Raw genomic sequence first — 26,502 nt, 5'->3', positions numbered from 1 at the left:
TTACTTCCAGGAGACGCCCGCATGGTGACGCTGAACCAGTACACCCCGACCGCCCACTCCCGCATCCTGGGCCTGGGCGCCTCCCGACCGGATGTCACCGTCACGAACGACGACATCTGCCAGTGGATCGAGTCCTCGGACGAGTGGATCCGACAGCGCACCGGCATCGTCACCCGCCACCGCGCCGATGAGTCCACCAGCGCTCTGGACATGGCCCTGGAGGCCTCGCGCGAGGCGCTCGAGGCGGCCGGAATCCAGGGCTCGCAGCTCTCCGCGGTGATCGTCGCCTCGATCTCGCATCCGTACCAGACCCCGTCCATGGCCGCCGTGCTCGCCGATCAGCTGGGCGCCACGCCCGCTGCGGCGTTCGACGTCTCGGCGGCCTGCGCCGGATACTGCTACGGCATCGCCCAGGCCGACGCCCTGATCCGCTCGGGCATGTCCGAGCACGTGCTGGTCGTGGGCGTGGAGAAGCTCTCCGACGTCATCGACAACGGCGAGCGCTCGATCAGCTTCCTGCTCGGCGACGGCGCCGGCGCGGCCGTCGTGGGCCCCTCGCAGACGCCCGGGATCGCCCCCACCGTGTGGGGCTCGGACGGCTCCAAGGCCGAGGCCATCCGCATGACGCACCCGCTGACGGATCTGCGCCTGATCGATCAGGGGCAGCCGCGGCCCTTCCGCGCCGATCTGGCGGACAAGGAGACCGGCGAGATGCCGGCCGACGCCCCGCTGTCGCCGACCCTGCGCCAGGACGGGCAGACCGTGTTCCGCTGGGCCTCCTTCGAGGTCGCCAAGCGGGTCACCCAGGCGCTCGAAGCTGCCGGGATCGGACCCGAGGATCTGGGCGCCTTCATCCCGCACCAGGCCAACATGCGGATCATCGACCAGATGGCCAAGGTGCTGAAGCTGCCCGAGTCGGTCGTCATCGCCCGCGACATCGCCGATGCCGGCAACACGTCGGCGGCCTCCGTGCCGCTGGCCGCCCACCGCCTGCTCAAGGAGCACCCGGAGCTGTCCGGCAAGCCCGCCCTGCAGGTCGGATTCGGCGCCGGACTCGTGTTCGCCGCCCAGGTGGTGATCCTGCCCTGAGCCCTCCGCTGCGGGCCTCGTGCCTGCAGCCAGCGGCTCCCCCGCCTTCCGATCCGCAAGCGGCCGACGACCTCCTCCCGATGAGGCAGTTCGTTCGAGGATCGGGCTCCACGCTCAGCGGCCAGCCCGCCCGTAGAGTTGAGACCGCAGTGACAACGTAGATCGCCGGGTTCGCACCGCGAGCCGGAGATCACCGGTCGGCGACCGCCGACCGACGCGATTGGGAACGGCCCTCTCGAGGGCCAGACGAAAGGAAGACAGCATGGCGAGCAAGGAAGAGATCCTGGCAGGTCTGGCCGAGATCGTGAACGAGGAGACCGGCCTGGAGACCGAGGCCGTCCAGCTCGACAAGAACTTCACCGAGGACCTGGACATCGACTCCATCTCGATGATGACCATCGTCGTGAACTGCGAGGAGAAGTTCGAGGTGACCATCCCGGACGAGGAGGTCAAGAACCTCAAGACCGTTCAGGACGCCGTCGACTTCATCGACAACGCCCAGGGCTGATCGGCCCACCGGAACCGCAGGCCGAGCGCGCCGCCGCCCCGTCGTGCCACGGCACGGCGCAGGCGGCGCGCCGGCCGCGGACTCCCGGCCCCTCCGCCCCTGAGATCAGGAAGCAGCAGCGCACATGACCCGTAAAGCAGTAGTCACCGGACTCGGAGCCACCACGCCCATCGGCGGCACCGTCCCCGAGCTGTGGCGCAACGCCCTGGCCGGAGTCTCCGGTGTCTCCGCGATCGACGCCGAGTGGCTCGAGCTCTACCCCACGAGCTCGCGCATCGCCGCCTCCGTCTCGACCCCCGCCTCCGAGGTGCTCTCCCGCGTGGAGGCCAAGCGCCTGGATCCGTCGGGGCAGCTGTCCCTGATCTCCGCCCGCGAGGCCTGGGCCGACGCCGGCTTCTCCGGCGCCGACGCCGAGCTCTCCGATGAGGTCGACCCCGAGCGCCTGGCCGTCGTGTTCGGCACGGGCATCGGCGGCGCCTGGACCCTGCTCGATGCCTGGGACACCATGCGCGAGCGCGGCGTCCGACGCGTCATGCCCATGACCGTCCCCATGCTCATGCCCAACGGCAACTCCGCCACGATCGGCATGGCTCTGAAGGCCCGCGCAGCCGCCATCACCAGCGTCTCCGCCTGCGCCTCCGGCACCGAGTCCTTCTACCAGGGGCTCATGCTCATCCAGACCGGCAAGGCGGACGTCGTCGTGGTCGGCGGCGCCGAGTCTGCCAACCACCCCGTGAACTTCGCGGCTTTCGGCGCCATGCAGGCGCTGTCCACCCGCAACGACGAGCCCGAGCGCGCCTCCCGTCCGTACGATATCGACCGCGACGGCTTCGTCATGGCCGAGGGCGCCGGTGCGGTGGTCATCGAGTCCGAGGAGTTCGCCAAGGCCCGCGGCGCCCGCATCTACTGCGAGCTCGCAGGCGCTGGCCTGAGCGCCGACGCCCACCACATCACGGCCCCCGACGACACCGGAGCCGGTGCGGCCCGCGCTCTGCGCGAGGCGCTGCGCGAGGGGGATATCGCCCCTGAGGACGTCATCCACGTCAACGCGCACGCGACCTCCACCCCCAAGGGCGACCTCCCGGAGGCCACCGCCATGCGGGCGGCGCTGGGCGATGCGATCGACGGCATCCCCGTCTCGGCGACCAAGTCCATGACCGGGCACATGCTCGGCGGCTCCGGCGCCGTGGAGGCGATCCTCACGATCAAGGCGCTCACCGAGCGCACCGCTCCGCGGACCATCAACCTGGACAACCAGGATCCCGCGATCGATCTCGACGTCGTGACCGAGACGCGTGAGCTGCGCTCCGGCGACGCGGCGGCCCTGTCCAACTCGTTCGGCTTCGGCGGTCACAACGCCGTGGTGGCCTTCCGCTCCGTCTGAGTCGGCTTCTGCTGCCGGGACGATGCCCGGAAAGCATCGACGGCCCCGCACCTCGAGGTGCGGGGCCGCAGTCGTCGAGTGGCCTTGCAGTGCGATTCAGCGGTGCTCACTCATTCGAGTGGTGCCGCAGTGTGCATCCGACGCCCCGAACGCACATGCCGACGCCCCTCGATTCGGCTGCTCACACGCAGGAGCCACTCGATAGTGGGGAGGCGGAGGGGCTGCTCGTTCCGGGTGAGGGATCAGCGGCCAGGCGTCAGGTCCCGCAGAACAGGCCCGCGAGGCCCGGGACTCTCAGGAGACCCGGTGGAGCCAGCGGACGGGGGCGCCCTCGGCGGCGAGGCGGAACGGCTCGAGCTCCTCGTCCCAGGCCTCGCCCAGAGCCAGCGAGAGCTCGTTGACCACCAGGGCGGGGTTGCCGTGGGAGTTCTCGAAGGCGTAGCGGATGCGGTCCTCGCAGACCACCACGTTGCCGGCGGCGTCGGTGGTGGCGTGGAAGACGCCCAGGTCAGGGGTGAAGGACCAGCGGGATCCGTCGCCTCCGGGCGAGGGCTCCTCGGTGATCTCGAAGCGGATCTTCCCGAGCGTGCGCAGGGCAGAGGCCATCAGCGCGCCGGTCCCGGCCGGTCCGGCCCAGGTGAGCTCGGCGCGCAGAGTACCGGGCTCCGCCTCCTGGGCGGTCCAGTCCAGTGCGGTGCGACCCCGCGCGAGCGCCTCGAGCGCCCACTGGATATGAGGGCACAGCGCCTGCGGGGCGGAGTGGATGTGAAGCACTCCCCGCGTGATCGTGGTCGACATGACGTGTCCCTCCGACGTGTAGGTGCGTCTTCCCCAACGACCTTCACGAGTTCCAGAAGCGACAAGGACCCTTCAGCCCGCGTCTGCCGATGCGGTCCGATCGGAGAGGATTCGAGGCCTCCGGGATCGTCCCGCGATGAAATTTTCTGTCCTGCGGCGCCCCACCGTGCTGATGGATTCGAGGTCATCAGACAGAGGAGCAGTCTCATCCTTCTCGATCGATGACTCTGCCGTCAACTCGGCGGCGAAGTGTACGACGAACTCCGACGTCATAAGGACGTCGATGACGCCGCGCTTCGGCTCCGCGAGGGGCTCAGGCCCGGGGATGCGCCTGCTGGAAGGCGGCCCCCAGCCGGTCGACCGAGACGTGCGTGTAGATCTGGGTGGTCGACACGGACTCGTGGCCGAGCAGCTCCTGGACGCTGCGCAGGTCGGCGCCGCCGTCGAGCAGGTGGGTGGCCGCTGAGTGCCGCAGCGCGTGGGGGCCCCGGGCGGCAACGTCCGGGCGGGCCGCGAGCTCCCGATCGACGACCTCGCGGATCTGCCGGGTGCCCAGACGACCTCCTCGGGAGCCGAGCAGCAGAGCCGGGCCGCTGGCCGGGGAGCTCAGCTCAGCGCGCCGGCTCAGCCATCGCTCGAGCGCGGCATCGGCCGGCGCGCCGTACGGGACGACGCGCTGCTTGTCGCCCTTGCCGGTCACTCGCAGGGTCCGGCGCTGCCGATCCAGGTCATCGACATCCAGGCCGGACAGTTCCGCGACGCGGACGCCGGTGGCCCACAGCAGCTCGACGATCACCAGGTCGCGGGAGGCCAGCGCCCGGTCCCGCTCCGAGGACTTCGCGTCCTGGGCTCGGGCGGCGAGATCGTCGAGGATCGCCTGCAGGTCGTTGGCGCCCACGACCTCGGGCAGGTGGGAGCCGCGCCGAGGCGCCTTCAGGCGCAGGTTCGGATCTGAAGGCGTGCGCCCGGTCGCGGTGGTCCACCCGAAGAAGGTGCGCAGGGCGGAGGTGCGACGAGCCAGCGTCGACGCCGAGGCCCCGCGCGCATGCAGCTCGGCCAGCCAGCCGCGCAGCACGCTCAGGTCGATCTGCTCCACCGCAGCTTCCCGACGACGGGCCCACGCCAGCAGGAGCTCGAGATCGGCCGTGTACGCCGTGATGGTGGCCTCGCTGCGCGAGCGCTCGAGGCGCAGGTGCTCGCCGAACTGCGCGAGCAGCCGGGACTCGGCCTCGGTGGAGTCGTCAGCCGCTGAGTCGTGCGGTGCGGCGGGGGGCGGACCGGCGTGGGACATGCCTCCGATCCTATGACGGTGCAGGCCGGCCTATCGGATCCTCGGCCTGCGCCACAGGCCGTCGCGCTCCAGGGCCAGGCCGTCGCGCTCGAGGCGGCGCAGGGCACCGAGCAGGAGGCGCACCGGCAGCCCGGTGGCGGAGACCAGGGCGTCGATGCTCGCACCGCTGCGCACGGGCAGGGCATCGGCGAGCATGCGGTCCTGCTGGCTGAGCCCGTCGAAGATCTGCAGCTGCTCGGCCGGTGCGGACTCGGCGACTGCTCCCAGGGGTTCCAGCAGGGACAGGACCTCCTCGACGTCGCTGACCAGGACCGCCGCGCCCTCTCGGATGAGGCGATGGCACCCGGCCGAGGCGGCCGAGTGGATGCTTCCGGGCACGGCACCGACCGGTTTGGAGAGCTGGTCCGCGTGATGCGCGGTGTTCTGCGCCCCGGAGCGCCATCGCGACTCCGTCAGCACGGTCGCCGCCGACAGCGCCGCGATCAGCCTATTGCGGTCCAGGAACCGGTAGCGCGCCGGCATGGTCCCCGGTGGCGACTCGGAGACCACCGTGCCCTCCGCGCACACCCGCTCGAGCAGCTCCTGGTTCCCGCGCGGGTACAGCCGGTCGATGCCGCCGGCCATCACGGCGACCGTGGGGACGGGACCGACCCCTGTGGCCAGAGCAGCTCGGTGCGCCGCCTCATCCACCCCATAGGCGCCGCCGGAGACGATCGTGCGACCGCGCGCGGCCAGGGCCCCCGCCAGATCGAAGGTGATGCTGCGCCCGTAGCTGGTGACGTCGCGGGAGCCGACGATGGCCACAGCATCGCGCGGCCATCGGCCCAGCGCGGTGCGTCGCCCTCGGCCCCACAGAGCCACCGGCGACTGCAGGCCGAGCTGGTCGAGCTGCGCCGGCCAGTCGTCGTCCTCGGGAACGCACAGCCACCCGCCGACGTCCTCCAGGGCGCGCCGATCGGCATCCGTGTCCACGACCGAGGCCCGTGCCTTCCAGCGCTGCGCTGCCGTGGCCATGCTCCCGCCCACCGCTTCCGGGGCGCGCTGCATCGCCTGAGTCAGGGCGAGGCTCTCCTCGGCGCTCAGGCGGCGTCCGCTGGACATGATCTCCCAGGAGACGACGGGTCCCAGGGCCTTGATCAGCACATGGCCGATCGCATCCCGCGGCTCGATCACGCGGGACAGGCCCGCCCGCGCTCGGCGGATGAGCTGCTGGTCCTCGAGGGTCATGGCGATCTCCTGATCCGGTGCATGGAGGGGCGGTTCACGCCAGGGAGCTGGCGCGGAAGTGCAGGGCGGTGTCGACGTCGTCGGCGGTGGGGCCGTCGCGAGCCTCCAGGTCGGCCAGCGTCCAGGCCACGCGCAGCACCCGGTGCATGCCGCGGGCGGTCAGCGCACCGCGCTCCATCTCCCGCTCGAGACCCGCCATCACGGACGCGGCGCTGCGCAGGGACCCGCTGAGCAGGGAGGACGTGAGCTCCGCATTGGTGCGCAGCCCGTGAGGTCGCAGCCGCTCGGCCTGGACTGCACGAGCTGCGGCCACTCGGCGCGCCACGTCTGCGCTGGACTCCCCCGTCTGCCCGGCCGTGAGCTCGGCATAGCTGAGCGCCGGAACCTGCAGCCGCAGATCCACCCGATCCAGCAGCGGACCCGACAGCTTCCCGAAGTACGCCCGGCGCTGGGCCGGCGTGCACCGACAGTCCTCGCCCTTGCCGCTCGAGCGTCCGCACGGACACGGGTTGGCCGCCAGGACGAGCTGGAAGCGCGCGGGATAGGTGGCGCTGGCGCTCGAGCGGTCGATCCGCACGTCACCGGTCTCCAGGGGCTGGCGCAGGGCGTCGAGCACGCCGCGGTCGAACTCGGGCGCCTCGTCCAGGAACAGCACCCCGCGATGCGCCCGGGACACCGCCCCGGGCCGGGGAATGCCGGAGCCTCCGCCCAGCAGTGCTGCGGCCGAGGTCGAGTGGTGCGGAGCCTCGAACGGCGGGCGGCGGATCAGCCGCCGCCTGGGCCCCACCAGCGTCTCCAGCGACCGCACGGCGGTCACCTCGGTGGCCGCCTCATCATCCAGCTCCGGCAGGATGCTCGGCAGACGGGAGGCCAGCATGGACTTGCCCGCCCCCGGCGGTCCGGTCAGCAGCAGGTGCAGGGATCCGGCCGCTGCGATCTCCAGTGCCATGCGTGCTTCCGCCTGACCGGCCACATCGCACAGGTCGGGAAGCGGTGCCTCCTCCTCGTCTGCGACGCCGACCGAGGTGTCGGCCTGGCTGGCTGGCCTGCGAAGCGGCCGCGGATCCGCGCCGAACTCGGCGGCGGCATCGGCCAGGCAGTCATAGGCGCGCACCTGGGCCCCGGTCACGAGCGCGGCCTCCTCCGCGTTGGCCGTGGCGACGACGATCCGGTCATAGCCGGCGCGCACCGCTGCCAGCACGGCGGGAAGCACCCCGCGCACGGGTCGCAGCGCTCCGTCCAGGGAGACCTCCGCCAGGTAGACCACACCGGGCGGGGCTGCGAGCTGTCCGTCGGCCTGCAGCGCGGCCATGGCGATCGCCAGGTCGAAGCCGCTGCCGCGCTTGGGCAGCGTGGCAGGGGAGAGGTTCACGGTGATGCGCCGCGGGCTCAGGGGGATCCCGGCATTCCGGGCGGCCGAGCGCACGCGGTCGCGGGATTCCTGGACCGAGGCATCCGGCAGTCCCAGGATGGTGAACGCCGGGATCTGCGAGCCGATGTCCGCCTCGACCTCCACGACCGTGCCCTCCAGCCCGATCAGCGCCACCGACAGGCTGCGCGCGTAGCCCGGACCGCTCATGCTGACCCCCTCCGATGCCCCGGACCTCCCGGGTGGCCTCAGGGTGGGTCACTGACCGGCTCGTCGGATCTCGACCGAGCCGATGCAGGAGGGCTCGTCCCGGAGGCGGCAGAAGCATCAGCCTGTGGAGCCGCGACGCCCGCGCGGTTCCACCTCCCGGCATCCGGCCGGGTCTCCGGCCTCCGGTCGCCGGCATCCGGTGCCCGGCCGCGGCGGCGAGGCTCCTCCCCGGCTCGTCGCCGGCAGCTCGGGCTCCGCAGATGCTGGTCGCGCCCGAGTGCCGCGGCTCAGTGCAGCCCCGCGCGGTGCTCCAGCCGGACCCGCTCGTGTTCCGGGCCGCCGAGCAGCAGCACGGCGATCACATCCACTCGCCGAGCGGCCGTCCAGCCCCGCTCGCCCGCCCAAGCCGCAAGCAGCAGGTGCAGCCGCCGCAGCTTGATCTCATCGACCGCCTCGAACGGATGGCCGTAGTAGGTGCCGCGCCGTGTCTTGACCTCCACGCCCACGAGCACGGCCTCACACTGCACGATCAGGTCCAGCTCCCCGCGCACGCCGTGGTGCGTCGGCCGGGCACGCCAATTGCGCTCCAGCACCTGGGCCCCGCGACGCACCAGGAAAGCCTCGGCCAGCCGCTCCCCCTGCTCCCCCAGCTGCAGCCTCGATCCGCTGCCCTCCTTCGGCATGAGCTCCCCCGTCCGTCGTCGTCCGTTGGGGCCCAGGATGACGACACCCGCACGGGCGGACCAGAGCCGCCCTGCGGCTGTGGAAGAGGTTCAGCTCGGAAGACCGAGCTTCCAGCTGCGCCGGTGGTGCTCGGTGACCCCGCGCTCGAGCAGGGCCGCTCGGTGCGCGGCGGCGCCGTAGCCCTTGTTGCGCGCCCATCCGTAGGCCGGGTGCTCGGCATCCAGAGCCTGCATCAGGGCGTCCCGCTCCACCTTGGCCAGCACGGAGGCACCGGCGATCGAGGCGCAGGTCATATCGCCCTTGACCTGTGTGCGCACCGGACCGTCCCATGCAGCGGCCGCATCCGAGTCTGCGGCCAGCGCCAGCAGGTCGCTCGGCGCGCTGAGCCAGTCATGGGAGCCGTCGAGCAGCACGAGGTCCGGCTGCGCCGTCGGGTCCAGGTCCTCCAGCGCCCGTCGTCCGGCCAGGCGAAGAGCCCCGACGATCCCCAGCGCGTCGATCTCCGACGGCGAGGCCATGCCCACCGCCGAGCCGACGGCCCACGAGCGGATCTGCGGCACCAGCTCCTGGCGCACGGCCGGGCGCAGCGGCTTGGAGTCGCGCACGGCGCTCGGCGCCCCGGGCGTCGAAGCGGAGACGACCGCCACGCCGACGGCCACCGGACCGGCCAGCGCCCCGCGACCCACCTCGTCCATGCCCGCGATCAGTGCGCCGGCGGGAAGAGCCTCGAGCAGGGAGCGCTCGAGCTCGAGTGTGGGGGCCGCGCTCACCGCCACGGCGGCTGGGGGCCGAGGGCTGCGGCCCGGGACTCGTCGTAGACCCAGGTGCCGTCCGGCAGCGGCCCCATGCGATCCAGCGGCCAGCCGACGACGAACGCGGTTCCCTCGACCCGGTCGTGGCTCACGAAACCCTGATCGGTGTTGAGCACATCGCGGGAGTCGTGCGAGACGGAGCGGTAGTCGCCCAGCACGAAGTACTGATCATCCGGGACGATGACGTCGAACTCGATGTCGGAGGCGATCTCACCGGGGTGCAGGTAGGCCTCGGCCTCGTCGATCGGGACCTCGTTGACCATGATCCGCCCCTGGGCGTCGCAGCAGGAGACCCGATCGCCGCCGACCCCGACCACCCGCTTGACGTCGTGGTCCAGCGAGCGATCTGGGGACAGCCCGAAGAAGGACAGGGTCTGCTGCACGGGATTGGCCTCGCGTCGGTCCACGGGGCTCGCCGGGTCGCCGTCGAGGCGCCGGAACACGATGACCTCACCGCGATCAGCACCGGAGACCGTCAGATCCAGCACGTTGGCGAACACCCGGTCCCCTGGCCGCAGCGTCGGCTCCATGGCCTCATCGGTGACCAGATATCCGCTGACCAGCACGTGCTGGGACACGAACGTCATCAGCAGGCCGGCCATCACCACAGTCGCGACATCGCGGGCCGACTGCATGCCGCGGCTGCGCTCGGGCTGCGACGCATCCGCGCCTCGCACGCGGCGACCGGTGCGCCTGCGGCGCATGGGCACGCCGTCCGAGCGCACCGCAGGAGCGTCCCGCAGGCCCTCCCACTGGGCGGGCGCCGAGACCTCCGCCTTCTCCTGCTCGGGAGGCGATGACTGCGACGACGGCGAGCCGGTCATCAGGACGGGTCGGGGACGTCGGCGAAGGTGTCGGAGGGGTTCGACAGCCAGGTCCACCGATCGATAGGCCACAGGATCGAGAAGGCCGAGCCCACCACGTCGTCGTGGCTGACGAACTCGGTGCCCTGCTCGATGTGGTACCGGGAATCGGCGGAGGCCGAGCGATGATCGCCGAGCACGAAGTAGCTGTCCTCCGGGACGGTGACCTCGAACGGGATCTCCGAGGGCTCGTCGCCCTCGTACAGGTAGGGCTCGTCCAGCTCCTGCCCGTTGACCGTGATCCTGCCGTCTGCGGAGCAGCAGGTGACGGTGTCGCCCTCGGTGCCGATGACGCGCTTGATCAGGTACTGCTTGGAGCGATCGGGCGCCAGCCCCACGAACTCGAGGCCCTGGCGCACAGGGTTCGAGGAGGTCTCGGCGGCCGGCAGCCAGCCCTGGGTGTCCTCGAAGACGGCGATGTCCCCGCGCTCGAGCGGTCCCGCCCACGGCTCGGCGACGTTCACGCCGATCTTGTCCTGCAGCTGCAGCGTGTTCTCCATGGACCCGGAGGGGATGTAGAAGAGCCGGAACAGGAACGTCTTGAGCAGGAAGGAGATGATCAGGACCACCAGGATCGTGATCAGGATCTCCTTGAGCATGCCGCCCGACGAGCCGCTCTTCTGCGCCTTCTCGGGGGTGCTCGACGCGGGCTGATCGCTCACAGGCAGTGCTTCCTTCCGGACAGGGGGCCGCAGCGCGGTTCGCCGCGCGTCGGTCGATGGATCAGGGGAGGTCCCGACCGGGGGGCCAGACGACGGCCACCGGTGTCCCGAGCACTCTATCCGCCCGGACCAGGCCTCCGCCCGGTGCGCCGAGCAGTGACCGGGAATCCACGGAGACCGATCGGTGATCGCCCAGCAGCCACAGGCGGCCGTCCGGCACGACGACCTCGAACTCGGTCTCGCTGGGGGCATCGCCCGGGAACAGGTAGGGCTCCTCGAGCGGCTCCCCGTTGACCGTGAGGCGGCCGTCGGCAGCGCAGCAGGCCACGGTGTCGCCGGGCACCCCGATCACTCGCTTGACGAAGATGTCGTCCGTCGGTCGGATCCCCGCCCAGCTGGCCAGCCGCTGACCCGCCTCCACCAGGGGCGGGTCAGCGTCGACGGGGGCGAACGACCCGCGTCCGTCGAAGATCACGAGGTCCCCGCGCTGCAGCTGCGAGGCATCGACCATCTGATCGGAGAGGATCCGGTCCCCCGGCTCGATCGTGGGCTGCATGGACTGCGAGCCGACGTAGTAGATGTCGAGCACCCACGTGCGCACGCCGATCAGCACGACGAGCGCGGCGATCACCGCCACGAGCACCAGCCGCCAGCCGCGGCTCCAGCGCTCGAGCAGGGACGTCCGCTGCGGATCGGAGGGACCCTGAGACGACGAGGACCCGGCCGGAGCCGGGTCCTCGTGCGTGCTGCGCTCAGCCAATCGATCGGCTCCCCGCGACGGCCCCGCCCCGAGGGGCGCGGCATGCCATGGGGAGGGTGATCAACGCTTCTCGCGGATGCGAGCAGCCTTGCCGTGGCGATCGCGCATGTAGTACAGCTTGGCCCGGCGGACGTCGCCGCGGGTCAGGACCTCGATCTTGTCGATCACCGGCGAGTGCACCGGGAAGGTGCGCTCCACGCCGACGCCGAAGGAGACCTTGCGGACCGTGAAGGTCTCGCGGACGCCCTGGCCCTGACGGCCCACGACGAAGCCCTTGAACACCTGCACACGAGAGCGATTGCCCTCGATGATGTTGACGTGCACGTTCAGGGTGTCGCCCGGCCAGAACTCGGGGATGTCGCTGCGCAGCGACTTGGCATCGAGATCATCAAGGATGTTCATGGTGCTTCTCCTGGCGGACACCGCAGGTCGCCCGCGTGAGGTCTTCGGCACAGCGCTGGCCCTGACGGGCATCCCGTGGGCTTCGCGTGCCGCGAGTCGTGTGCTTGCCGCCGATCTCCATGGAGGGATCAGGCGGTGCGTGCGCTGTTGAGGTCGCTCTTCCCCCTGCGGCAGGGGCGTGCCCAGCGCACACGCGAGCGACCATTATGCCACAGCGGGCCGCCGAACTCACACTGCGCGGCCCGGGGATTCACTGCGCGGCCCCCGGCTCCCAGCCCAGCTCCTGGAGCACCGCGAGGTCGTGCTTGTCGAGGGTCTCCGGATCCAGCTGCTCGAGAAGGTCAGGACGCCGAGCGGCCGTGCGCCGCAGCTGCTCGTCCCGTCGCCAGCGCGAGATCTTGGCGTGATGGCCCGAGAGCAGGACCTCGGGGATGGGCCGATCCCGCCACAGGGCGGGCTTGGTGTAGACGGGGTACTCGAGCAGCCCGTCCGAGTGCGACTCCTCCACGAGGGACTCCGGGTTGCCGATCACCCCGGGCACCAGGCGGGCGATGGCCTCGACCATGGCCAGCACGGCGACCTCTCCCCCGTTCAGGACGTAGTCGCCCAGGGACATCGGCCGGACCTCGAAGCGCTCGTGCGCCCAGTCGAGCACGCGCTCGTCGATCCCCTCGTAGCGTCCGCACGCGAAGACCAGGTGCTCGCGTCCGGCCAGCTCGTAGGCGGTCGACTGTCGGAAGACCTCCCCCGCCGGAGACGGCACGACCAGCACGGGACGCGGCCGCTCGACCTGGCCCGCGTCCGATGACTCCAGGACGCCCTCGAGCGCGCGCGCCCACGGCTCGGGCTGCATGACCATGCCCGCCCCGCCGCCGTAGGGCGTGTCATCGACGGTGCGGTGCCGGTCGGTGGTGACCTCCCGCAGGTCGGTGACCGTCAGGTCCAGGAGGCCGTCGCGCCGGGCCTTGCCGATCAGCGACAGGTCGAGCGCGGCCAGGTACTCCGGGAAGATGCTGATGACGTCGAGCTTCACGGGCGCTGGTCCTGGGTGTGCCCGGGAAGCTCGACACCGCTGAGATCGGCCGGCTCGCCGGTCTCGGCAGCGCGTTCGGCGGCCTCGCCCTCGGTGCCCTGCGATGCCTCCAGATCCAGCAGACCGGGCGGCGGGTCGATGACCACGCGCGCCGCGTCGGGGTCGACCTCGAGCACGATCTGCTCGACGAACGGCACCAGGCCCTCCTGCCCGTCCGCCAGCTCGAGCTCGAGCAGGTCCTGGGCCGGCAGAGTCCGCAGCCCGGTGACTCTGCCGACCGCGGCGGGCTCGCGCCCCTCGGCCTCGGCGCGCTCCAGCTCGGCGGCCAGCACGACGTCCAGTCCGAGCAGCTCGTGCTCGTACCAGGCGTCGTCGTCCTGGTCGTCGTCCTCGGACTCGGCCCACAGGCGGGACTCGCGCAGCAGCTCCGCGGCATTGCGGTCCTTCACGGAGGTGAAGCCGAGCACCATGACCGACTTGTTCCACCGGGCCGAGGAGATCTCGAGGGTCCCGGTCGGCGCGAGTCGGGCCGCCCGGTCGGTGGCGGCCTCGAGCTGCAGGACGGCGCCGGGCGCGCAGCGCCCCTGGGGATCGTCGGTGAACAGCTGGACGGTGACTTCGCCGCGGATGCCGTGCGGCTTGCCGATGCGGGCGACCTGGACCTTCACGCAGTGCTCCTTGCGCACGGGATGCCCGTGCTGATGGTTCGTGGCCCCTCGCTGAGGAGGGGGCGGGATGACGACGGCCCCCGCGCCCTTGCGGGACACGGGGGCCGTGTTCGGTGCACGATCGCTCGTGCCGGATCCGTGCGGACCCTCTCGCCTCAGCGTCGGCGGTCGGTGTCGACCACGTCGACCCGCACGCCCTCGGACTCGGACAGGGCGCTGATCACGGTGCGCAGCGAAGCCGCCGTGCGGCCGTGGCGCCCGATCACGCGACCGAGGTCATCCGGATGCACGCGCACCTCGAGGGACTCGCCGCGTCGACCGTTCTTGGCGGTGACGTCGACGTCCTCGGGGTTGTCCACGATGCCGCGGACCAGGTGCTCCAACGCGTCGGCGAGCATGATCACTCGGCCTTCTCGGCCTCAGCCTCGGCGGTCTCAGCCGGAGCATCCTCGGACTCGGCGGAGTCCTCGGTCTTCTCGGCCTTGGGGGTGATCGCCTCGGGGATGATCACGGAGCCCTTGTCCTCGGCCACGAAGGCGGCCTTGGACTCCGGCTGCTGCAGGGTGCCCTCGGCGCCCGGCAGGCCCTTGAACTTCTGCCAGTCGCCGGTCACCTTGAGCAGGGCCAGGACGGTCTCCGACGGCTGAGCGCCGACGCCGAGCCAGTACTGCACGCGCTCAGAGGTGATGCGGATGAGCGAGGGGTTCTCGGTCGGCTGGTAGATGCCGACCTCCTCGATCACGCGACCATCGCGCTTCTTGCGGGAATCCACGACGACCACGCGGTAGCGGGGATCGCGGATCTTGCCCATGCGCTTCAGACGAATCTTGACTGCCACTTGTGCAATCTCTCCTTGGTATTCAGGTACGGGTGCACCGGTCACGCTCCCGTGGGGCGGGCCGATCTTGAGGTGCACCCTGTGGACGCGAATCCGGGCGGAGAGAGGGTCCGCTCGTTTCGGGTACCCGGCTATTGTGCCAGATCTGTCAAGGCTGCAGGCGATGACGCCCCGGTCCCCGGTGCGAGTCCGCTCACGCTTGCCGGAGGCGCCGTCTCAGTCCTCGAGCCGCATCGCCTGGCGCCAGGACAGCGAGCGTCCGCCCTGGAACACCGCGCGCTGGTAGACCCGCTCTCCGATCCGCAGCATGGCCCAGCCGAAGGCGCCGCACACGGCCAGGGCCGCGAAGGGCTCCCACACGGCCGCCTCCCCCTCCAGGAGGCGCACCGGCATGGCGATCGACGAGATGATCGGGACGTACGAGGCGACCGTCAGCCAGGTGCCGGTGCCCATGAGCCCCGCCAGCATGGCGACGACGAGCACTGTCATGATCGGCGTCATGGACGTGTTCAGGTCCTCGCTGCGCGAGGCCAGTGCGCCGAGGGCCGCCCAGATCGTCGCCTGCGCGGCGAAGCCCACGACGAAGAACGCGATGAACCAGCCGGAGGCCGACAGCGCCCAGCCGAGGTCATCCGTGAGCCCGAGCAGCGAGGCCGTGAGGAGACCGGCGCCTGCGAACAGGCCCATCTGCGCGAACGCCATCACGCAGTTGCCGAGCACCTTGCCGTAGAGGATCTGGCGCACCGGGATGGCCGTGGCCAGGATCTCGACCACGCGGTTCTGCTTCTCCTCCAGGACGGAGTTGGCGATCGCCGTCCCGAACATGATCGCCGCCATGTAGAACAGCATCGCGAAGACGTAGCGCAGCACGAACGAGGCCGCGGTATCCCTGCTGTCCGACCCCTCGCCGATCTGCTCGACCCGCACCTCGGAGCCCTGCGCGAGCTGATCCATCGAGGTGCCCGCGCTGGCCGCGTTCGCGGCGATGGTCGCGCTGGAGACCGACTGCGTCACGGCCTGCTCGAGGACCGGATCGAGGGAGCCGTCGCCGAGCAGCACCCACGAGCCGTCCTCGTGGACCAGGGCCGCGTCCACGTCGCCGTCGTCGAGCAGCTGCTCGGCCTCCTGACGCGTCGCCTCCCGGGGACTCGCCGAGTCGTCGTCCGACAGGCTGTCATCGACGGCCTCGACCATCTCGACCGAGCCGGCGCCCACCGCCGCGATCTCGTGCTCGCTGCCCGAATCCGTGCCGGAGAGCAGCGAGGAGGCCACGAGGCCTCCGACGATCAGCACGAGCGTGACCGCCGTGGAGATCAGCACGGAGCGGTTGCGGACCTTCACGGCCAGCTCCCGCATCATCACGGTCAGCCACGGGCGCTCGACCGTGCGACCGGGGCCGCCGGCCTCCTCGGAAGCACCGGGTGCGGAGGCATCGGGTCCGTCGGATCGGGTCGAAGAGCTCATCGGGTCACCTCGCGGTAGATCTCGGAGAGGGTGGGCGCCAGGTCGGTGAACTCCTGCAGGCCGCGCTCCAGCGCTCGGCGCAGCAGCTCGGCGCGTGCGGCGTCGTCGTCCAGGCGCACGACGGCCCGGCAGCCGTCGAGGTCCTCGACCTGCACGCCGTGGACATCGCGCACCCATCCGACGTCCTCGCTGCATCGCAGGCGATGTGACAGCGGGCGGGCGGCGCGCAGCTCGTCGGCGGTGCCGTGCTCCAGCACGCGGCCGCCGGAGAGGATCACCATGGAGTCGCACAGCCGGTCCACGAGGTCGAGCTGGTGGGAGGAGAAGAGGACGGGGACGCCGCGGGCCATGTGCTCGCGCAGCAGCTCGACCATCGAGTCCACGGCCACCGGGTCCAGCCCGGAGAAGGGCTCGTCGAGGATCAGGGCGGACGGGCTGTGCAGCAGGGAGGCCGCCACCTGGACGCGCTGCTGATTGCCGAGCGAGAGGGTCTCGAGCTTGTCCTTGGGCCGATCGGCCAGATCGAAGCGCTCAAGCAGGCGCTGGGCCTCGCGCAGAGCCTGGGCGCGCTCCATGCCGTGCAGCTGACCGAGGTAGCCGAGCTGGTCCAGGATCCCCTGCTTGGGATACAGCCCGCGCTCCTCCGGCATGTACCCGAACCCCGCGCGGTCGGCGGCGGTGATCGGGCGGCCGTCCCAGAGCACCTGCCCGGAATGGATCCGCAGCACGCCCATCATCATGCGCATGGTCGTGGTCTTCCCGGCGCCGTTGGCCCCGATGAACCCGGTCATGCCCCCGGGCTCCACGGTGAAGGAGACGTCGTCGACGGCGGTCTTCTCGCCGAACGTGCGGGTCAGGCCGCGGACCTCGAGCCGATGGCCCCGGCTGGGCGGCGAGTAGGTGGTGCTGCGGCTCGCGGCGCCGTCGGAGGGCGTCTCCTGCGCTGTCTGCGTGCTGCTCACGTGGGCTCCTGAGCTCTCGGCCTCAGCGCCGGGGCAGCTCCCCCAGCGCAACTGGGACCAGCCTAGGGACGGGCCTCGCCGCGGTCCTCCGCCGTGCGACGGAATCTCCGGGACAGCCCAGCGGCTGGGCATGGACGACGCCTCCGCCGCGAGGCGGAGCGACCCGAGATCGTGCGCTTCAGGACCCGACGACGCCGGCCCGGTGCGCCAGCACGACGGCCTGGACCCGATCACGACTGCCGGTCTTGGCCAGCACGTTCGACACATGGGTCTTCACGGTGGCCGAGCCCACGAACAGGCGCTGGGCGATCTCGGCGTTGGACAGCCCCTCGGCCATGAGCCGAAGGATCTCGGACTCCCGCTCGGTCAGGCCCTCCAGCAGACGGCGATGCTCCTCGGACGGACGCCCCGGGCCCGATGCGCCGACTTCGGTGGTTGGGCCGGCGGAGGGATTGGTCGCGGTCGTCCCGGTCATGCGCTGCGCAGCGGCTGCCGACGTCGGCGCGGCTGCGCAGTGGGGGCCGGAAGCGCCCGGAGCCGCTGCGTCCGCGGCGACCCACCGCTGGATCACCCGCACCGTGGCCTCCGGAGCCAGCAGCGCGTGACCGTCGGCCACCGAGCGCACGGCGTCGACCAGATCGTCCGGGTCGGCGTTCTTGAGCAGGAAGCCCGAAGCCCCGGCGCGCAGCGCCTCGAACAGGTAGTCCTCCCGGTCGAAGGTCGTGAGGATGATGACCTTGGCTCCGCCTGCGGCCACGATGCGCCGGGTGGCCTCGAGCCCGTCCATGTCCGGCATCTGCACGTCCATCAGCACGACGTCGACACCGCCCTCGGCGACCCTCTCCACGGCCTGGCGACCATCGGCGGCCTGGCCCACGACCTCGAGGTCGTCCTCGACGGAGAGCACCATGGCGAAGCCTGAGCGCACGAGAGCATGGTCATCGGCCAGCAGCACAGAGGTCATGGCTGTGATCCTCTCATTCCGAGTCGGGCGCTTCGGGACCGATCCTCTCGAGCGGGAACCTCGCCCGCACGCGCCAGCCGGGCCCGGGATCCCGGCTGCCGATCTCCACTGTCCCGCCGTGGAGCTGGACCCGTTCGCGGAGTCCTCGCAGTCCGAAGCCGGTGCCGGCGCTGCCCGCACGGGGCCTTCCCCCGTCCAGCACCTCGAGCTCGATCGCCTGCGCTGCCCCGGAGCCGTGGTCGTCCCGGCGGATGCTGCGGATCACGACCTCGGCGCTGGTGGCGGTGGAATGGCGCACCACGTTCGACATCGCCTCCTGGACGCAGCGGTACATGGACAGCCCGAGGGCCGGCGGCAGCTCAGCAGCCTCTGCCCCGTCGACCCAGGTCACCGTCACCGACAGGCCGCGCTGGGCGTGCTCGCGTGCGAGCTGCTCGATCTCCTCCAGCCGGGGCCCGGGGCTCGTCGCCGGCGCCGTCTCCGCTCGCGGCTGTCCATCGGCGGCCTCCGCGTCCGAGTCCGCTCGCAGGACGCCCAGCAGCTGGCGAGTCTCGCTCACGGCCTGGCGGCTGGATCCCTCGATCGAGCGCAGCGCCTCGGCCGTCAGCTCGGAATCTCGGTGCAGGACCTTCCGGGCGGCCCCGGCCTGGATCCCGATGGCCGAGACGTGGTGGGCGATCACGTCGTGCAGCTCGCGGGCGATCCGCAGGCGCTCTTCGACGACCGCCTGCCGGGCCAGGCGCTGCGACTGGCTGCGCAGCTGCTCGGCCTGCGCGCGGTTCTGATGGTCGCGCAGCGCGGAGCGCCACGAGGTCCACCCCAGGAAGATCGTGATGCCGAAGCCCAGGATGTTGAGCAGGAAGGAGTAGGCCGAATAGGCGGACATGGGCTCGAAGGGCCCGGCCTGGGAGTCGAGCTCCTCGACCATCTCCGCGTACGAGCTCGTGATGGCCAGGTCGATGCCCACCCACAGCAGCAGAAGGACCAGGAACAGGGCCACGATGATGCGCACGACCTGCCGCGACGGCCCCCAGGCCACGAGCGTGTAGACCGCGACGTACAGCCCGAGCACCGTCCCCGACTGACCCGCCGCCATGGGTGTCAGGTAGTAGCCGATCACGTAGACCGCCGTGGAGACCACCATGACAGCAGCGGGCCAGCGTCGGCGCCCGGCCAGCGGCAGGATCTGCAGCGCGACCATGAGATAGCCCAGCCAGCGGGGTCGGTTCTCGCTCGTGCCGGCGAAGCTCTCGAGCAGGGCCAGGATGAGGGCGGCCACCGCGAACAGGGCCAGGGCCCCCAGGACATCGCGGCGCAGCCCCGTGGCACCGGGCCCGGGACGGCGCCAGTCCGGATCCGAGGGGTCGGAGAGGACCCCGATCAGGCGCTCGGCGGTCGTGGGCCGGGACTCGGGTCGCGGAGCCGTCCGGGCGGGAGCAGACGGGGCGACATCCTGGCGGGGGTCCTGGCTGAGCTGCGACACCCCAGCACGCTATCGCCTGCCGCGTCCTGGCGGATCCGTCGCGCGACGGATCTGCCGGCAGCGGCCCGCTCAGTCGTGCGATCGGCCGGGCCGCCTGCCGTCTCGACGGCGGCGCTGCCTGCGCAGCACGGCGTAGAGCCCCGAAAGCGAGGCCGCATCCGTGAACGCGAGTCCGGACAGCGTGCCGAGCACCAGGCTGCCGCGTCCCCCGCGACGACCCAGGGCGGCGAGCCCGATGCCCACGGCGGTCTGCGCCCCGGCGGCGGCCAGCAGGATCTCCGGGCGCTCGGCCAGCCTGGCCTGCAGGCGGGAGAAGGTGCTGTCGTCCGTGGGCTCCATCCCCAGGCCCTGCATGACGGCCTCACGCATGCTGGTGGGCTCGAACCGCTCCAGCCCCTCGATCTCCGACAGCGGCTTCTGCCCCTCGACGATCTTGGCGGCCAGCACCGGCAGCTCGAGCAGCTGCAGCACGGACTCGAGCACCAGCGAGGAGGTCTCCCCGTCGACGTAGTTGCGCAGGCGCACGGTCTGCACCGGGTCCAGGTCGAAGACCGAGGCCACCGACTCGACGTGCATCTGGGTGGTCTCGCCATCGCACAGCTCGAGGACCTCGCGGGTCAGCCGTGCGGCGGGGGTTCCGTCGTCGTCGATCGAGACCGCAGACCAGGCCGGGCCCCAGGACAGCCCGCAGGCGGCTCGGTCGCCGGAGGACTCGGCCGAGATCCGCGTGGGGTCGGGCCGGGCAGTCTCCGGATGGCGGCCCACGCCGTCAGCGCCGTCGAGCAGGACCTCCAGGGAGCGGGCGGCGCCGTCCGAGGCCAGCGCCACGGCCGTGCCGGTGACTCCGGTGCGCAGAGCCCACCACGAGGCGTCGTCGTCGGGCACGAGCACGGACCAGCCGTCGCGGCTGACCGCGCGGAAGGTGGCGCCGGCGCTGCTGGCCAGCAGGGGCAGCTCGGGAGCATCCAGGTGCAGGATCAGCGCCCGCTGCAGGCGGGGGTGCTGCGGCTCGAGGGTCTGACCGGTGATGCGGTGGACGGAGGCGGCGATCTCCTCGACGCCCTGGCCCGGCACGACCGCTCCGTGCTCGCCCACGGTGGCCGTGCGGCCCTGGTCGTCGACGAGGACCGCGATCTGCAGGTAGTCGGAGCCCTCGGCGGCGGCGGCCACGGCGCGGTGGTGGCCCAGGACCTTGCGGATGCCCTGCGCGGTGGGCACGAAGCCCACGATCTCGGCGGCATCTGCGGTGTCCGGGCCGAGCAGGTCGGAGCCGTCGACGTCCGGCACGGAGCTGCGGCTGCTGATCCGCACCGCCAGAGGCAGCACCGACCAGCCGTCCAGGGCGGAGGTCTTGCGATCCACCGGGGATTCCGCGCGTCGGCGGCCGTGCCGGGCGCCGTCTGCTCCGCCTGCGCCGGCCGCGCCGGAGGACGACGGATGCTGGGGTCCGGAAGAGGGGGTGGTCATGCGCGCCATGCTACCCGCGGGCACTGGACGACCCCGGGGTGCGGGCAGCAGATTCCGCTGAGAGCCTGCACCGGGGCGTCCTTCAGCCTCCGATCACGAACTCGGACACGCCGCCGGTCTCGAGCTGCTCGAGGCCGCTGAGGATCATCCGTCCCATGCGATCGCCCACGTACCCCAGGATCTCGTCGGGCTCCGCCCAGCGGTGGCTGTCCAGCTCCTCCTCCTGCAGGGTGATCTCGGTGTCCTCGGGGATCACGCCCCCGTCGTAGAGGAACGCGACCGAATCGCCCCAGATGCCGGCGGCTAGCCCGTGGGCCACCACGAGAAGCCGTCCCTCCGGCAGCTGCAGCCCGACCTCCTCGAGCACCTCGCGGAAGCATCCGGTGCGGGGATCCTCCCCGGCCTCGACCGTTCCGCCGGGCAGGGTCCAGCCGTCGCGGTAGTTCGGCTCGACGATCAGCACCCGGCCGTGCGGGTCGCGGATCAGCGCCGAGGACGCCAGGCGGCGGGTCGGCAGCGAGGCGATGAATTCCTTGAGCTCGTTCTCGGGGAGGTACGACGACATGGTGGCGCCTTTCGCTCAGCGGCGCGGGGGCCGCTGCGGGGTCACTTGAGGAACTTCTCGAAGCCCTTGGGGAGGTCCTTGAGGTTCTGCTCGGGCTGCTGGGGCTGGCCGAACGACGAGCCCGTGGGTGCCTTGGAGCGGTTCTGCGCGGCGGCGGCCTCCTGCGCGCGCTTGGCCGGATTGCCGGAGCGCGAGCCCTTCTTCTTGGCCTTGGACTTGGAGGACTTGCCGCCGCCCGCGCCGGGCAGCCCCTGCATGCCCTGCATCCCCTGCATGCCGGCCATGGGGTTGCCGCCCTGCGGTCCCATGCCCGGAGCGCCGCCGCCCATGCCCGGGAGGTTCGGCATGCCCTTGCCCTGGGACATCTTGCGCATCATCTTCTGCGCCTGCCCGAAGCGCTCCATGAGCTGGTTGACCTCCTGCACCGTGGCCCCGGAGCCCTTGGCGATGCGCGCTCGGCGCGAGCCGTTCATGATCTTGGGCGCCACCCGCTCGTGCGGGGTCATGGACTGGATGATGGCCTCGATGCGGGTCAGCGCGGACTCGTCGAAGTTCTCGAGCTGCTCGCGCATTCCGGCCATGCCCGGCATCATGCCGAGCAGCTTCTTCATGGAGCCCATCTTCTTGAGCTGCTGCATCTGGGCCAGGAAGTCCTCGAAGGTGAAGTCCTCCTGATCGGCGAACTTCTTGGCCATCTTCTGGGCCTCGGCCTGATCCCAGGTCTTCTCGGCCTGCTCGATCAGGGTCATGACATCGCCCATGTCGAGGATGCGCGAGGCCATGCGATCCGGGTGGAACTGCTCGAAGTCCTTCACGCCCTCGCCGGTGGAGGCGAACATGATGGGCTTGCCGGTCACCGAGGCCACCGACAGGGCGGCGCCGCCGCGGGCGTCGCCGTCGAGCTTGGAGAGCACCACGCCGGTGAAGTCCACACCCTCGTTGAAGGCCTGGGCGGTCTGGACGGCGTCCTGGCCGATCATGGCGTCGATGACGAACAGGACCTCGTCCGGCTGGACGGCGTCGCGGATGTCGCGGGCCTGGCGCATCAAGGGCTGGTCGACGCCCAGGCGGCCGGCGGTGTCCACGATGACGACATCGTAGAGCTTGGAGCGGGCGTGCTCCACGCCCTCGCGGGCCACCTCGACCGGATCGCCGGTGGGGTCGTCGAACTCGGAGGTGGTGCCCGGGTGCGGAGCCCACACCGGCACGCCCGCGCGCTCTCCCACGACCTTCAGCTGGGTCACAGCGTTGGGGCGCTGGAGGTCGGAGGCCACGAGCAGCGGGCGGTGGCCCTGGCTCTTGAGCCAGTACGCGAGCTTGCCGGCCAGCGTGGTCTTGCCGGCGCCCTGCAGGCCCGCGAGCATGATGATCGTGGGCCCGGTCTTGGCCATGCGGATGCGCCGGGTCTGACCGCCCAGGATCTCCTGGAGCTGGTCGTTGACGATCTTCACGACCTGCTGGCCCGGGTTCAGCGCCTCGTTGACCTCGGCCGACAGCGCGCGCTCCTTGACGGCGGCGGTGAACTCGCGGACCACGGGCACGGCGACGTCGGCGTCGAGCAGCGCGCGGCGGATCTCCCGCACGGTGGCATCGACATCCGCCTCGGAGAGCTTGCCCTTCCCGCGCAGGTTCTTGAACGTCGCGGTCAAGCGGTCGGAGAGGGAGTTGAACACGTGGTCCTCGCTGTGGATCTTCGATGGTCTGGGGCGGCGGGCCGGCCTGGACGCGCGTCGACGGCGCGACCAGGTGGCCGCGCCGTCGTCGCCCCTGGGGGTGCGCAGTGCGCACCGGATCAGTGCTCCAGGGTAGCAATGCCCGCCGTCAGCACATGCTCGGCTCCTGACGCCGTGCGCTGAAGCGCCTGCGGGACGTGTTCAGACAGCGGACTCGCCGCGCTCCCCCGTGCGCAGCCGCACGACCTCCTCCACGGGGGCGACCCAGACCTTGCCGTCGCCCGCCCGACCCGTGGTGGCGGCCGCGGCGATCGCGTCGACGACCTCGTGGGCCTGCTGGTCCGTGACGACCAGCTCCAGGCGGGTCTTCTCGATGAGGTCCACCGAGTACTCCGCACCGCGGTAGACCTCGGAGTGCCCTCGCTGGCGGCCGTAGCCGTGGACGTTGGTGACGGTCATGCCCTGGATCCCGAACGCGGCCAGCGCGTCCTTGACGTCGGCGAACTTCTCCTGCCGGATGACGGCGACGACGAGCTTCATGCGCGCTGCTCCTTCTTCTGACGCTCGATGACGTCCTCGAGGCTGCCCGGGACCGGGCGACGGGGGCGGAACGAGCCGGAGGCATCGCCCGCCAGGTTGTAGCCGGACTCCGCGTGCTCGGTGATGTCGATGCCCTCGATCTCCGCCTCCGCCGTGATCCGCAGGCCGACGAACGCGCGGATGACCAGGGCGATGACGAGAGTCACGACGGCGCAGTAGATGACCGAGACGACCGTGGCGATGACCTGCGTGCCCAGCAGCGCCAGCCCGCCGCCGTAGAACAGCCCTCCTGCCGACTCCGCGCTCGGGATCGCGATGAAGCCCAGGGCCACGGTCCCCACGATGCCGGAGACCAGGTGCACGCCGATGACATCCAGCGAGTCGTCCATACCCATGCGGTACTTCAGCGCCACGGCCACCGCCGAGCACATGCCGGCGATGAGTCCCAGGACCATGGCCCAGAACGGGGAGACGTCGGCGCAGGCGGGCGTGATGGCGACCAGCCCGGCCACCGCGCCGGAGGCCGCGCCCAGGGAGGTCGGGTGGCCGTCGCGGACCCGCTCGACCAGCAGCCAGCCCAGCATCGCGGTGGCCGGAGCACCCATGGTGTTGATCAGGATCAGCCCTGCCTGCTCGGGGGTGGCCGCAGCACCGACGTTGAAGCCGAACCAGCCGAACCACAGCAGGGCCGCGCCGAGCATGACCAGGGGGAGGTTGTGCGGGCGCTGGCCCGAGTCCTTCCCGAATCCCTGTCGCGGGCCGATCAGCAGGATCAGGATCAGCGCCGCCACGCCGGCGTTGATGTGCACCACCAGCCCGCCCGCGAAGTCGATCGCCTCGCCGAAGCGGGAGCCGATCGCCCCATCGGCGCCCAGCAGGCCCCCGCCCCAGACCATGAACGCCAGCGGCGCGTAGACCAGGGTGGTCCACACCGGCACGAACAGCAGCCAGGCGCTGAAGCGCATGCGGTCTGCCACGGCTCCGGAGATCAGCGCGACCGAGATGATCGCGAATGTGCAGGAGAACGCGACGCCCAGCAGGTCGCTCGTGCCGATCAGGTCCTCCAGCCCCGGCGCCTGCAGAGGGCTGCCCGCCAGGCCTCCCAGGATGGGCTCGCCACCGGAGACCGACCACCCCCACAGGATCCACACCGGGATCACCAGACCCAGGGCGGCGAAGGACATCATCATCATGTTCAGCACGCCCTTGGCACGGGTCATGCCCCCGTAGAACAGGGCCAGTCCGGGCGTCATCAGCAGCACCATGGCGCTGGCGACCACGGTCCACACATCGACCGCGCTCAGCGTCGTCTCGTCCATCGTCAGTCTCTCCTCGCGTCTCGGGCCCTCTCGGGCGCTGCGCACGAGTCAAGCGAGGTCATGAGTCACCGGCGTCGCACCGTCGTTTCCGGCGTGTGACAACACGCGCCCGTTCGTGTCGGGCATGTGAACGGGGCTGCGGTCATCGAGCAGCGTCCGCATGTCCTGAGTGCGGCGGAGACAAGACGAGTGGCCCCGCAGTGTGCGTCTGAGCTGGACGAACACTGCGAGGCCACTCGATCTGTGGGATCACACCAGGGGGCCTACTCGAGCAGGGCGTCCACGAACTGCTCGGCGTCGAAGGGGGCGAGGTCATCGGCGCCCTCGCCCAGGCCGATGAGCTTGACCGGAGCGCCCAGCTCCCGCTGGATCGCCACGACGATGCCGCCCTTGGCGGTGCCGTCGAGCTTGGTGAGCGCGATGCCGGTCACGTTCACGGCCTCGGAGAACACGCGGGCCTGGGTCATGCCGTTCTGCCCGGTCGTGGCGTCGATGACCAGCAGCACCTCGTCGACCTCGGCGGCCTTCTCGACCACGCGCTTGATCTTGCCGAGCTGGTCCATGAGCCCGGCCTTGTTCTGCAGGCGCCCGGCGGTGTCGATCATGACGACGTCGACCTCCGAGTCGATGCCGGTCTTCACGGCGTCGAAGGCCACGGAGGCGGGATCTGCGCCCTCCACCTCCGAGCGCACGGTCGGCACGCCCACGCGGTTGCCCCAGGTCTGCAGCTGATCGGCGGCCGCGGCGCGGAACGTGTCGGCCGCACCGAGCATGACGTCCTTGTCCTCGGCCACGAGCACGCGCGCCAGCTTGCCCACGGTCGTGGTCTTGCCCACGCCGTTGACGCCCACCACGAGCATCACGGCCGGGGTGTCGCCCTTGCGGGTCACGGCCAGGGAGCGGTCCATCGACGGGTCGACGAGCTTGAGCAGCTCCTCGCGCAGCATGGCCCGCACGTGGTTCGGGTCCTGCGTGCCCTCGGCCTTGACCCGCACCTGCAGGTTCTCGACGAGCTCCATCGAGGCGTCGGTGCCGAGGTCCGCCATGAGCAGCGTCTCCTCGATCTCATCCCAGACGTCCTGGTCGATGTGATCGCGGGACAGCAGCGCCAGCAGGCCGCGGCCGAACACGTTGTTGGACTTGGCCAGGCGCCCGCGCAGCCGGGCCATGCGGGAGCCGGCCGATTCGGGGGTGTCCAGCGACGGCGCCTTGGCCTCGGTCGCGGTTCCTCCCCGGCCCGGGCATGCTCACCCGAGCCGTCGTCGGCAGCGCCCGGCGCCGGGTCATCGGCGTCGCGGGTCGAGTCGTAGCCGCCGGGAGGCGCCTTGGGCCCGCGCAGAAGCACGAAGCCCAGCAGCGCCAGCACCACCACGGCGATCAGCACGTACACGAAGACAGGGATCTGAGCGAGTATCTGGTCCACGTCCCCCATTGCACCACGATTCGGCGGGGCCCGCCGAGGGGCGG

General features: G+C 71.2%; 26 protein-coding genes and 1 pseudogene. 3 read left to right on the top strand and 24 right to left on the bottom strand.

What is annotated here, in order from left to right; all coding sequences use genetic code 11:
* Positions 1-21: 21 nt before the first annotated feature.
* The 3 genes from OVA15_RS02680 to OVA15_RS02670 all read left to right on the top strand — a co-directional run bounded on the left by OVA15_RS02680 (position 22) and on the right by OVA15_RS02670 (position 2,981).
* Entirely contained in the window at positions 22-1,089 is a 1,068-nt protein-coding gene (locus tag OVA15_RS02680; protein WP_024290703.1) for a beta-ketoacyl-ACP synthase III, read from the top strand.
* 262 nt (positions 1,090-1,351) lie between these two features.
* The gene (locus tag OVA15_RS02675) at positions 1,352-1,597 is read left to right on the top strand and encodes an acyl carrier protein (protein ID WP_006215098.1); all 246 of its coding nucleotides are present in this window, start codon (positions 1,352-1,354) and stop codon (positions 1,595-1,597) included.
* A gap of 124 nt (positions 1,598-1,721) precedes the next feature.
* A complete protein-coding gene (locus tag OVA15_RS02670) occupies positions 1,722-2,981 on the top strand; it encodes a beta-ketoacyl-[acyl-carrier-protein] synthase family protein (protein WP_268142896.1) in 1,260 nt (419 codons plus the stop codon).
* 294 nt (positions 2,982-3,275) lie between these two features.
* Here OVA15_RS02670 and OVA15_RS02665 read toward each other — a convergent pair whose 3' ends face one another.
* From OVA15_RS02665 to ftsY, 24 genes and pseudogenes are all read right to left on the bottom strand, one after another.
* A complete protein-coding gene (locus tag OVA15_RS02665) occupies positions 3,276-3,779 on the bottom strand; it encodes a DUF3145 domain-containing protein (protein ID WP_006215096.1) in 504 nt (167 codons plus the stop codon).
* A 313-nt stretch (positions 3,780-4,092) separates the two neighbouring features.
* Positions 4,093-5,070, bottom strand: a complete 978-nt coding sequence (locus OVA15_RS02660) for a tyrosine recombinase XerC (RefSeq protein ID WP_268142894.1) — start codon at positions 5,068-5,070, stop codon at positions 4,093-4,095.
* 30 nt (positions 5,071-5,100) lie between these two features.
* The gene (gene dprA / locus OVA15_RS02655) at positions 5,101-6,297 is read right to left on the bottom strand and encodes a DNA-processing protein DprA (RefSeq protein ID WP_268142892.1); all 1,197 of its coding nucleotides are present in this window, start codon (positions 6,295-6,297) and stop codon (positions 5,101-5,103) included.
* 34 nt (positions 6,298-6,331) lie between these two features.
* Complete coding sequence (locus OVA15_RS02650) at positions 6,332-7,876, bottom strand: YifB family Mg chelatase-like AAA ATPase (RefSeq protein ID WP_268142890.1); 1,545 nt, start codon at positions 7,874-7,876, stop codon at positions 6,332-6,334.
* A gap of 287 nt (positions 7,877-8,163) precedes the next feature.
* Complete coding sequence (locus tag OVA15_RS02645) at positions 8,164-8,559, bottom strand: YraN family protein (RefSeq protein WP_024290708.1); 396 nt, start codon at positions 8,557-8,559, stop codon at positions 8,164-8,166.
* A gap of 90 nt (positions 8,560-8,649) precedes the next feature.
* On the bottom strand, positions 8,650-9,330 hold the full coding sequence (locus tag OVA15_RS02640; protein WP_268142888.1) for a ribonuclease HII: 681 nt from the start codon (positions 9,328-9,330) through the stop codon (positions 8,650-8,652).
* Positions 9,327-10,196, bottom strand: a complete 870-nt coding sequence (gene lepB, locus OVA15_RS02635) for a signal peptidase I (protein WP_268142886.1) — start codon at positions 10,194-10,196, stop codon at positions 9,327-9,329. The genes OVA15_RS02640 and lepB (OVA15_RS02635) overlap by 4 nt, the downstream gene beginning before the upstream one ends.
* On the bottom strand, positions 10,196-10,897 hold the full coding sequence (gene lepB, locus OVA15_RS02630; RefSeq protein WP_053447196.1) for a signal peptidase I: 702 nt from the start codon (positions 10,895-10,897) through the stop codon (positions 10,196-10,198). Before lepB (OVA15_RS02630) ends, lepB (OVA15_RS02635) begins: the two co-directional genes overlap by 1 nt.
* A gap of 61 nt (positions 10,898-10,958) precedes the next feature.
* Complete coding sequence (gene lepB / locus OVA15_RS02625) at positions 10,959-11,657, bottom strand: signal peptidase I (protein WP_006215088.1); 699 nt, start codon at positions 11,655-11,657, stop codon at positions 10,959-10,961.
* A 60-nt stretch (positions 11,658-11,717) separates the two neighbouring features.
* Positions 11,718-12,059, bottom strand: coding sequence for a 50S ribosomal protein L19 (gene rplS / locus OVA15_RS02620; protein ID WP_006215087.1), 342 nt, complete (start codon positions 12,057-12,059; stop codon positions 11,718-11,720).
* A gap of 250 nt (positions 12,060-12,309) precedes the next feature.
* The gene (gene trmD / locus OVA15_RS02615; protein ID WP_006215086.1) at positions 12,310-13,092 is read right to left on the bottom strand and encodes a tRNA (guanosine(37)-N1)-methyltransferase TrmD; all 783 of its coding nucleotides are present in this window, start codon (positions 13,090-13,092) and stop codon (positions 12,310-12,312) included.
* Positions 13,089-13,760 carry a ribosome maturation factor RimM gene (gene rimM, locus OVA15_RS02610; protein WP_006215085.1) on the bottom strand — a complete coding sequence of 224 codons (672 nt, stop codon included), beginning with the start codon at positions 13,758-13,760 and terminating at the stop codon, positions 13,089-13,091. The genes trmD and rimM overlap by 4 nt, the downstream gene beginning before the upstream one ends.
* A 155-nt stretch (positions 13,761-13,915) precedes the next feature.
* Complete coding sequence (locus tag OVA15_RS02605) at positions 13,916-14,158, bottom strand: RNA-binding protein (RefSeq protein WP_040561204.1); 243 nt, start codon at positions 14,156-14,158, stop codon at positions 13,916-13,918.
* A 2-nt stretch (positions 14,159-14,160) separates the two neighbouring features.
* A complete protein-coding gene (rpsP, locus tag OVA15_RS02600) occupies positions 14,161-14,598 on the bottom strand; it encodes a 30S ribosomal protein S16 (RefSeq protein WP_006215083.1) in 438 nt (145 codons plus the stop codon).
* Positions 14,599-14,814: 216 nt separating this feature from the next.
* A complete protein-coding gene (locus OVA15_RS02595; protein WP_006215082.1) occupies positions 14,815-16,062 on the bottom strand; it encodes an ABC transporter permease in 1,248 nt (415 codons plus the stop codon).
* Complete coding sequence (locus OVA15_RS02590) at positions 16,059-17,024, bottom strand: ABC transporter ATP-binding protein (RefSeq protein ID WP_006215081.1); 966 nt, start codon at positions 17,022-17,024, stop codon at positions 16,059-16,061. The genes OVA15_RS02595 and OVA15_RS02590 overlap by 4 nt, the downstream gene beginning before the upstream one ends.
* Before the next feature lie 178 nt (positions 17,025-17,202).
* Positions 17,203-17,988 (bottom strand): response regulator transcription factor, encoded by a 786-nt coding sequence (locus OVA15_RS02585; protein ID WP_006215080.1) that lies wholly within the window; start codon positions 17,986-17,988, stop codon positions 17,203-17,205.
* Positions 17,989-18,001: 13 nt separating this feature from the next.
* Entirely contained in the window at positions 18,002-19,471 is a 1,470-nt protein-coding gene (locus OVA15_RS02580) for a sensor histidine kinase (RefSeq protein ID WP_268142882.1), read from the bottom strand.
* A 69-nt stretch (positions 19,472-19,540) separates the two neighbouring features.
* Positions 19,541-20,938, bottom strand: a complete 1,398-nt coding sequence (locus OVA15_RS02575; protein WP_144421619.1) for a hypothetical protein — start codon at positions 20,936-20,938, stop codon at positions 19,541-19,543.
* An 82-nt stretch (positions 20,939-21,020) separates the two neighbouring features.
* A complete protein-coding gene (locus OVA15_RS02570; protein ID WP_268142879.1) occupies positions 21,021-21,503 on the bottom strand; it encodes an NUDIX domain-containing protein in 483 nt (160 codons plus the stop codon).
* Between the two features lie 41 nt (positions 21,504-21,544).
* Positions 21,545-23,176, bottom strand: coding sequence for a signal recognition particle protein (gene ffh, locus OVA15_RS02565; protein WP_024290722.1), 1,632 nt, complete (start codon positions 23,174-23,176; stop codon positions 21,545-21,547).
* Between the two features lie 201 nt (positions 23,177-23,377).
* Positions 23,378-23,716: a P-II family nitrogen regulator gene (locus OVA15_RS02560; protein WP_268142877.1), complete on the bottom strand. Its 339-nt coding sequence runs from the start codon at positions 23,714-23,716 to the stop codon at positions 23,378-23,380.
* A complete protein-coding gene (locus OVA15_RS02555; protein ID WP_259871153.1) occupies positions 23,713-25,035 on the bottom strand; it encodes an ammonium transporter in 1,323 nt (440 codons plus the stop codon). Before OVA15_RS02555 ends, OVA15_RS02560 begins: the two co-directional genes overlap by 4 nt.
* Before the next feature lie 263 nt (positions 25,036-25,298).
* Positions 25,299-26,467, bottom strand: a pseudogene (ftsY, locus tag OVA15_RS02550) (signal recognition particle-docking protein FtsY).
* Between the last annotated feature and the right edge of the window lie 35 nt (positions 26,468-26,502).

The sequence above is a fragment of the Kocuria sp. SL71 genome (genome assembly GCF_026672465.1).
GTDB lineage: Bacteria > Actinomycetota > Actinomycetes > Actinomycetales > Micrococcaceae > Kocuria > Kocuria palustris.
Note: the sequence above shows the minus strand (reverse complement) of the source record. Positions and strands in the feature narration are given on the sequence as shown.